Here is a 7,477-nt window from a genome sequence, read left to right as displayed (position 1 = left end):
TCCTTCGTACTCACCCTTCCGGGCTTTCCTCCGGGCTTTTCCCTTCGGTCTTGCGTTTCCGACTCTATCAGATCTTTCCGATCCGATTTCCCCGGCGCTTTCCGGCCCCTTCGCTTTCGCTCCGGGCCCTTCCGGCGGTTCAAACATTACCAGGCTTTCTCGGTCCCCCTGACCACGTCCCGCTGCGAGCACGCAGAGGTGTAGACCACTGGGGTTAGGATCTGGCTTGATAGGTGCTGCCGACCCGCGGCTCAAGGCCGCATTGGGGTCAGGCAGGAGTACGACAGTACATCCCACCGTCAGTAGACGCAAACCGTCGCCGGTGGTCCCTAGCTCCGTCCAACTGGTACGTCTCGGGCGGAACCGGGACTTCTCATGACATACGCTTCTGAACAGCTCGCCGTCCAGGACAGGTAGTGACGGCGCCACACAATCTCCGCCCCTGGGAGGCTTCCCATGACAACCGTGACCTCGCCGCTCGCCGGCCGTGCCATCGGTCTCGCCGCAGTTCCCGACCCGGTCTTCTCCGGTGCGATGGTCGGCCCCGGTACCGCCATCGATCCCGTACGTGAGCCCTCCGAGGCCGTCTCCCCCGTCGACGGGGTCATCGTCTCCATGCACCCGCACGCCTTCGTCGTCGTCGACTCCGAAGGACACGGTGTGCTGACGCACCTCGGCATCGACACCGTCCAGCTCAACGGAGAGGGCTTCGAGCTGCTCGCGAACAAGGGTGACACCGTGACGCGCGGACAGGCCGTCGTGCGCTGGAACCCCGCCGCGGTCGAGGCCGCCGGCAAGTCCCCCATCTGTCCCGTCGTGGCCCTGGAGGCCACCGCGGATTCGCTCTCCGACGTCGCCGAGGACGGCGACGTGAAGGCCGGCGACCACCTCTTCGGCTGGAACTAGCCGGTTCGTCCGCTGTGACGACCGCGAGTTCGACATTCAACGCGACGGCCGGGGTCGTCGCTCAATCGGAGACGGGTGAGATGGAGACAACGCTGCGAGGCGTCGGCGTCAGCCACGGAGTGGCGATCGGCGAGGTCCGGCACATGGGCACTGCGGTTCTGGAGCCGCCGGCCAAGTCGATTCCGGCCGAGGAGGCGGAGCGCGAACAGGGGCGTGCCCGTCAGGCCGTGGAGGCCGTGGCCGCGGACTTGATCGCCCGGGGCAATCTGGCCGGCGGCGAGGCCCAGGCGGTGCTGGAGGCCCAGGCGATGATCGCCCAGGACCCGGAGCTCATCGCCGACGTGGACCGCCGGATCGCGGTCGGCAGCACGGCCGAGCGCGGTATCTACGACGCCTTCTCGCACTACCGCGAGCTGCTCGCCGGGGCCGGCGAGTACATGGCGGGCCGGGTCGCGGACCTGGACGACGTGCGGAACCGGATCGTCGCGCGGCTGCTCGGCGTGCCGATGCCGGGCGTGCCGGACAGCGACGAGCCGTACGTGCTGATCGCTCGGGACCTGGCGCCCGCCGACACGGCGCTGCTCGACCCGACGCTCGTGCTCGGTTTCGTGACCGAGGAGGGCGGGCCGACCAGCCACAGCGCGATCCTCGCGCGGGCCCTGGGCGTGCCTGCCATCGTGGCACTGCCGGGTGCGGGCGAACTGGCCGAGGGCACGCTCATCGCGGTCGACGGCTCCACCGGTGAGCTCTTCGTGGACCCGAGCGAGGACAAGAAGGCGGAGCTGACGAAGGCCGCCGCCGAGCGCAGGGCCGCGCTGGCCACGTCCACCGGTCCTGGCGCGACCTCGGACGGGCACAAGGTGCCGCTGCTGGTCAACGTCGGCGGTCCGGCGGACGTGCCGGCGGCGGTGGAGGCCGGTGCGGAGGGCGTCGGCCTGTTCCGTACGGAGTTCCTCTTCCTGGACGACAGCAAGAGGGCGCCGTCCGAGGAGAAGCAGGTCGAGGCCTACCGCCAGGTCCTGGAGGCGTTCCCCGAGGGGCGCGTCGTCGTGCGGGTCCTCGACGCGGGCGCCGACAAGCCGCTGGACTTCCTGACGCCGGCGGACGAGCCGAACCCGGCGCTGGGCGTGCGGGGACTGCGGTCTCTGCTCGACCACCCGGAGGTGCTGCGGACGCAGCTGTCCGCGCTCGCGAAGGCGGCCGAGGGCCTGCCCGTGTACCTCGAGGTCATGGCGCCGATGGTGGCCGACCGTACGGACGCGAAGGCGTTCGCCGACGCCTGCCGCGAGGCGGGGCTGCGGGCGAAGTTCGGTGCGATGGTCGAGATCCCCTCGGCCGCGCTGCGGGCGCGCTCGATCCTCCAGGAGGTCGAGTTCCTGTCGCTGGGCACCAACGACCTGGCGCAGTACACCTTCGCGGCCGACCGTCAGGTCGGTGCGGTGTCCCGGCTCCAGGACCCGTGGCAGCCGGCGCTGCTCGACCTGGTGGCGCTGTCCGCCGAGGCGGCCAAGGCCGAGGGCAAGAGCTGTGGCGTCTGCGGCGAGGCCGCCTCGGATCCGCTGCTCGCGTGTGTGCTGACGGGTCTTGGCGTCACCTCCCTCTCCATGGGCGCGGCGTCGATTCCGTACGTACGGGCGACGCTGGCCAAGTACACGCTGGCGCAGTGCGAGCGGGCCGCGGCCGCGGCGCGTGCCGCGGACACCGCGCACGAGGCGCGGCTGGCCGCGCAGGCGGTGCTGTCCGGGGAGTGATCCCCTGAGATGGGCTGCGACGAAGGGGCTTTCCGTCACGGAGGTGGCGGGGATCCCCTTCGTCGTGTGCGGGGCCGGTGGTCAGTGGTGGGTGGTCCAGTCGTCGTCGGGGCCGGGGGCGAGGGGGAAGCCGGCGCGGTACTCGACGCCGGGTTCCGGGGAGAGGGGTTCTCCCGTGCGGGCGTCGGTGCAGTAGGCGGAGAAGACCTCGGCCTCGGTGAGCGGGGTCAGGGTGCCGTCGGTGAGGCGCCAGCCGTGGAGGCGGTCGGGGGTGTCGGGGGCGGTGGTGCGCAGGACGAGTCCGCCGGGGGCGGAGAGGGCGATGCCGGCGGCGAGGACGGCGGTGAACTCTGCGGCGGATCCGGCGCCGTCGGGGTCCTCGGGCGGTGTGGTGCCGTCGGCGTGGAGGACGGCGAGGAGCTGGTCGTCGGCGGCGGGGACGCTGCAGACGAGGTGGTGGGCGCCGGGGCCAGCGGCTTCGAGGAGGCGGGCGAGCAGGCGGGCGGCCCGCTCGTAGGCGGCTTTGCCGATGTCCTTGCCGCAGCTCGCGCAGTCTCCGGCGGTGGCGAGGACGGTGGTGGCGTACTCCCAGGTGGCCTGGCGGACGGCGGTGTCGACGAGTTCGGGCAGGAGGGCGGCGAGGGGCTGCCGGGTGTAGGTGACGCGGGCTCCGGTGGCGGCGAGGTGGGCGGTGAAGAGGCTGCGGCTCGCGGGCAGGTCGGGGTCGGTGGCGGTCTCGGCGCACCAGGCCGCGTACTCCTCGGGGTCGAAGAGGGTGACGGTGGTGTGGCCGCCCTGCCGGGCGAGGGTCTTGAGGAGCTTCTCGATCTGGCGCAGGTAGGTGGTGTGGTCGTCGAAGAGGAACGTGCGGTAGCGGCGCATGGCCGCGAAGTCCTGCTCGTCGGCGAGGAGTCCGACGGTGCTGGGGACTTCGCGGCGCAGGGCGCGGCCGAGGTTCGTCGATGTGGTTCCGGTCCGTGTCATGTCTCCCCCTGGTGACGGTCCGATCATTGCTCACTCACCGTAACGTTCGCCACTGACAGTGACGGTTCGGGGAGGCGTCGGGCAGGCCCTGTGCGGGGGCGACGGCGGAAGGCGCCGGAGAGGGTGCCTCCCCGGCGCGTTCCGGAACGGTCGGGTCGTTCAGGGGGTGCGGTAGGCGTCCGTCAGGGTCTGGGTGAGGGTGTTGCCCTTCGTGTCGGTGAGTTCGGCGCGGAGCGAGACGGACCGCCCGGCGGCGGGGTTGCGGACGGCGGCCCGGCCGTCGGTGACGGGGACGCGGGTCCAGGTGGTGCCGTCGTCGGTCGACACCGAGACGGTCAGGGAGCGGACGCCGGAACCGGCCGCCGCGCCCTGGACGGTGACCGGCACGCGGACTGGGGCGTCCGCCGGGGCGGTGCCGTCGAGGCCGAGGGCCGGGGCGAAACGGACGGTGCTGAGGGGGAGCGCGGCCGGGCGGGCGGTCGCGGTCGAGGTGAAAGTCCAGGCCGCGGTGACGCGTCCGCCCGGCGTCCTGCCGTCGCCGCGGGTCGCGGTGGCGGTCAGCCGGTACGAGGCCGCTCCCGGGGTGGTGGTGAACGTGCCCCGGCCGGGCTCGCCCCGGCGGGTGCCGATCAGGACCCCGTCCCGGTGGAGCGTGGTGGTGGCGGCCCGGAAGCGCGGCACGCTCGGCGCGTGGCCCTCGCCGTCGGCGAGCAGCGGGACGTCGAGGGAGAGGGTGGCGCCGTCGCGGACGCCGGCCGGGCGGGCGCCGGGCGCGGTGTCGAGGGCGGGGCCGAAGACGGGGTTGTCGAAGGTGTGGGTGGTGGTGGCGCCCGCGCGCACCGCGAGCCCGTTCACGGCGTACCGGTTCGGCTTCGTCCCGGAGGCGGCGGGGCCTTCGTACTCGACGTTCCACCGGCCCCGCTCAGGGGTGACGAGCACGGTCGCGGTGCCGTGCGGCCGGAGGGGCTGGGAGATGCCGACGGTGGGGCCCGCGCCGGGCTGGACGGAGACGAACGCGGTCCCGGTCTCGCCTTTCGGGGCCGCGCGGCGGACCTCGACGGTGGCGAGGGAGGAGGGGGCCGGGTGGCGGACGAGACCGGTCAGGGCGCGCGAGGAGGTGAAGGTGTAGCCGAGGGCGTAGTCGGTGGTCTCGCCGGCCCAGTACGTGTCGAACCACTCCTTGACGGAGCCCGGCTCGGCGTCGGGACCGAGGTGGGCGATCCGCAGGCCGGGGGCGGCCAGGATGTTCGCGGAGCGGGTCGTGCCGCCGTGGGTGACCTCGACGAAGCCGAGGCTGCTGAGGAAGCGGGCCTTCGCGTCCCGGGGGCGGACGTCCACCGGGGCGGTCGTGCGGGCGTCGACGGTGACCGTGGTGTCGCGGTCCAGGTCCAGGCGGGGCTGGACGATCCAGTCGGTTCCGGAGCCCTCCTCGCGCCCGACCACGGTGGAGTCGAGCAGGTAGCGGCCCCTGGGGAGGCGGACGGTGACCGTGCCGGAGTCGTCGTGGGGCGCGACCTCCTCGGAGGCGCCGGGGCCCGAGATGCCGGTGACATGGGTCCGGTACGCGTCGGTGGCGGCGCCCTCGCGGTCGAGGTGACGGATCGTCAGGGTGTACGTCTCGGGGGCGCGGGCCGCCGCCAAGGCGGTCGAGGGCGGCGCGGAGAGCGTCATGCCGGAGAGGACTCCGGCGAGGGCGAGGGCCCGGAGGGCCGTGCGGCGGGACGTCGCCGTGCGGGCGGGGGGCGTGGTGCGGGCGGGAGGCGTGCGGTCGGCGGTCGTCGTACGGCCGGGGGGCGTCGTAGGAGCGGAAGTCGTCGTGCGGGCGGGTGTCGTCGTGCGGCCGAGGGCCGGGGAATCGTTCATGCTCAGCACTGATCGCGGCGGCGGGGGCGTTCCCGTGACCTGGGCCACAGCGGCGGGAGGGGTGTGGCCCAGGTCACGGGAACCAGGACGAACCGCCGTCCAGTGCCAGTTGTGGAATCACCTATGAGAGATCGTTTCCGTGCCGGGGACCCCTCGGCGCTCGGGGAGGCGTACGACGAGCACGCACGCGTGCTGTACCACTACGCGTTCCGGGTGTGCGGGGACCGGGCGGCCGCGGAGGACGTCGTCTCCGCCGCCTTCCTGGAAGCGTGGCGCTGTCGCGGGAAGGTGCACGCGGACGGCGGGAGCCTGCGTCCGTGGCTGCTCGGGATCGCGACCAACATCATGCGCGGCGCCGCCCGCGAGGCCCGGCGGCGGGACGCGGCCCTCGCCCGGCTCCCCGAGCGCGGCGTCCTGCCGGACTTCGCCGACGACGTCCTCGCCCGGATGACGGACGGGGAGCAGGTACGGGCCGCCCGCGTCGCGCTCGGCGGGCTCCGGCGGCGCGAGCGCGAGGTCTTCACGCTCGTGGTGTGGGCCGGTCTGGACTACGCCGCGGCCGGCGAGGCGCTCGGCGTCCCGGTCGGGACCGTCCGCTCCCGGCTGTCCCGGGCCCGTGAACGGCTGCGGAAGCTCGCGGACGCCGAGCTGAGGGCGGCGCGGCGGCGGGAGCGGTCCGCCGCCGCCGCCGTGGCCGTCCGGGCGAGCGGACGCGCCGACCCGGCCGGTGGGCGCGGACCCGCGCCCACAGTCACGCACGCGCACACGCCCGCGTCCACGCCCACACCCGCACGTCGGTCCGTACCGCCGTGCGTACCGGCAGCAGGTCCCCTCCCGTCCCGATCGAATCCGGAGAAGCAGGCATGAACGCCTTCACCCCCCGCCCGCCGCGCGGCGCCGACGCGGACGCGCTCCTGCGGGCCGAGCTCGTCGAGCTGCTGCCCCCGCCGCCGGTGCCCGAACCGGCGCCGGAGCGGATCCTCGACCTGCGGCACGCCGTCCTGCGGTCCGCCCTGGCCGCCGGGGACGGCGGTCCGGTCGTCCGGTCGCGCCGGAGGTTTCCGCTCCGTCTGCTCGCCGTGCCCGTGGCGGCCTGCGCGGTCCTCGCCGGTGTCGTCGTGCTCGCGCCCGGGGAGGGACCGGCCGGGCCGCCGGGCCGGGTCTCGGCCGGGCCGCCGGCCTCGTCCGACGCCGTGCGGTTCCTCTCCCGCGCGGCGCTCGCCGCGGCCGCCGCGCCCGCGCCGAAGGTGCGGCCCGGAGAGTACGTCTACGTGAAGAGCCTCGTCGCACACGCGGGGCGCGACGCGGCTGGCGGCCCCGCCGTGCTGCCGTCCGCACGCGCGCGCGAGGTGTGGCTCTCGGTCGACGGCAGCCGTCCCGGTCTGCTGCGCGAGGCGGGGTCCGCCGACACTCCGCTCGGCTCCCGGGCGCCCGTGTACGAGCTGGACCGCCCCGGGGCCGTACCCCGGAAGACCGTCCTCGGGGCGGAGGCGCCGTCCGTCACGAACCCGACGCACGCGTACGTGGCGGCGCTTCCCACGGATCCGGAGGCGCTGCTGCGGCTGGTCCGCGAGCAGACCCGGGGGTCCGGGGAGACCGGAGGGCCCGGGGGCGACGCCGACCAGCGGGCGTTCACCGCGATCGGGACGCTGCTGGCCGAGACCTGGGCTCCCCCGGAGGTCACCGCCGCGCTGTACCGGGCCGCAGCCCTGATCCCCGGTGTGGCCGTGCTGCCGTCCGCGACCGACGCGGCCGGACGCGAGGGCGTCGCCGTGGCCCGTACCGCCCGCGGCGAGCAGACGCAGTGGATCTTCGACCGTACGACGTCGACGTTCCTCGGGGAGCGGACCGTCCTCGCCGGGACCACGCCGGCCGGGCGGGCGGGCACCGTCCTCGGGGTGTCGGCGGTGCTCGTGAAGGGGGCCGCCGCCGCGCCCGGCGAGCTGCCGAAGGGCTAGGGGAACGCCCGGGGC

6 protein-coding genes are annotated in these 7,477 nt (G+C 74.4%); 4 read left to right on the top strand and 2 right to left on the bottom strand.

The annotated features are described in order from the left end of the window. Nucleotides 1–456 precede the first annotated feature (456 nt). On the top strand, nt 457–906 hold the full coding sequence (locus tag AB0398_RS30505; RefSeq protein WP_366378887.1) for a PTS glucose transporter subunit IIA: 450 nt from the start codon (nt 457–459) through the stop codon (nt 904–906). Nucleotides 907–986: 80 nt separating this feature from the next. Next, entirely contained in the window at nt 987–2,657 is a 1,671-nt protein-coding gene (gene ptsP / locus AB0398_RS30500) for a phosphoenolpyruvate--protein phosphotransferase (protein ID WP_366378886.1), read from the top strand. A gap of 81 nt (nt 2,658–2,738) precedes the next feature. On the opposite strand, the gene AB0398_RS30495 is transcribed toward ptsP, so the two are convergent. Together AB0398_RS30495 and AB0398_RS30490 are read right to left on the bottom strand one after the other, a co-directional pair. Beyond that, nucleotides 2,739–3,641 carry a hypothetical protein gene (locus AB0398_RS30495; protein ID WP_366378885.1) on the bottom strand — a complete coding sequence of 301 codons (903 nt, stop codon included), beginning with the start codon at nt 3,639–3,641 and terminating at the stop codon, nt 2,739–2,741. 159 nt (nt 3,642–3,800) lie between these two features. Further along, a complete protein-coding gene (locus tag AB0398_RS30490) occupies nt 3,801–5,504 on the bottom strand; it encodes a serine protease (protein WP_366378884.1) in 1,704 nt (567 codons plus the stop codon). A gap of 123 nt (nt 5,505–5,627) precedes the next feature. Here AB0398_RS30490 and AB0398_RS30485 point away from each other — a divergent pair, with 123 nt between their 5' ends. Together AB0398_RS30485 and AB0398_RS30480 are read left to right on the top strand one after the other, a co-directional pair. Further along, nucleotides 5,628–6,371: an RNA polymerase sigma factor gene (locus AB0398_RS30485; protein ID WP_366378883.1), complete on the top strand. Its 744-nt coding sequence runs from the start codon at nt 5,628–5,630 to the stop codon at nt 6,369–6,371. Then, on the top strand, nt 6,368–7,462 hold the full coding sequence (locus tag AB0398_RS30480; RefSeq protein ID WP_366378882.1) for a CU044_5270 family protein: 1,095 nt from the start codon (nt 6,368–6,370) through the stop codon (nt 7,460–7,462). Before AB0398_RS30485 ends, AB0398_RS30480 begins: the two co-directional genes overlap by 4 nt. The last annotated feature ends 15 nt before the right edge of the window (nt 7,463–7,477 follow it).

Origin of the sequence: Streptomyces sp. NPDC086147 (assembly GCF_040702165.1) — a bacterium.
Classification (GTDB): Bacteria; Actinomycetota; Actinomycetes; order Streptomycetales; family Streptomycetaceae; genus Streptomyces.
The sequence above is the reverse complement of the archived record's forward strand: the minus strand, read 5'-3'. Positions and strand labels throughout refer to the sequence as shown.

Excerpts from the sequence above, each read along its gene's own strand:
- AB0398_RS30505 (WP_366378887.1), top strand. The coding sequence starts at position 457 with ATGACAACCGTGACCTCGCCGCTCGCCGGCCGTGCCATCGGTCTCGCC.
- ptsP (WP_366378886.1), top strand. The coding sequence starts at position 987 with ATGGAGACAACGCTGCGAGGCGTCGGCGTCAGCCACGGAGTGGCGATC.
- AB0398_RS30495 (WP_366378885.1), bottom strand. The coding sequence starts at position 3,641 with ATGACACGGACCGGAACCACATCGACGAACCTCGGCCGCGCCCTGCGC.
- AB0398_RS30490 (WP_366378884.1), bottom strand. The coding sequence starts at position 5,504 with ATGAACGATTCCCCGGCCCTCGGCCGCACGACGACACCCGCCCGCACG.
- AB0398_RS30485 (WP_366378883.1), top strand. The coding sequence starts at position 5,628 with ATGAGAGATCGTTTCCGTGCCGGGGACCCCTCGGCGCTCGGGGAGGCG.
- AB0398_RS30480 (WP_366378882.1), top strand. The coding sequence starts at position 6,368 with ATGAACGCCTTCACCCCCCGCCCGCCGCGCGGCGCCGACGCGGACGCG.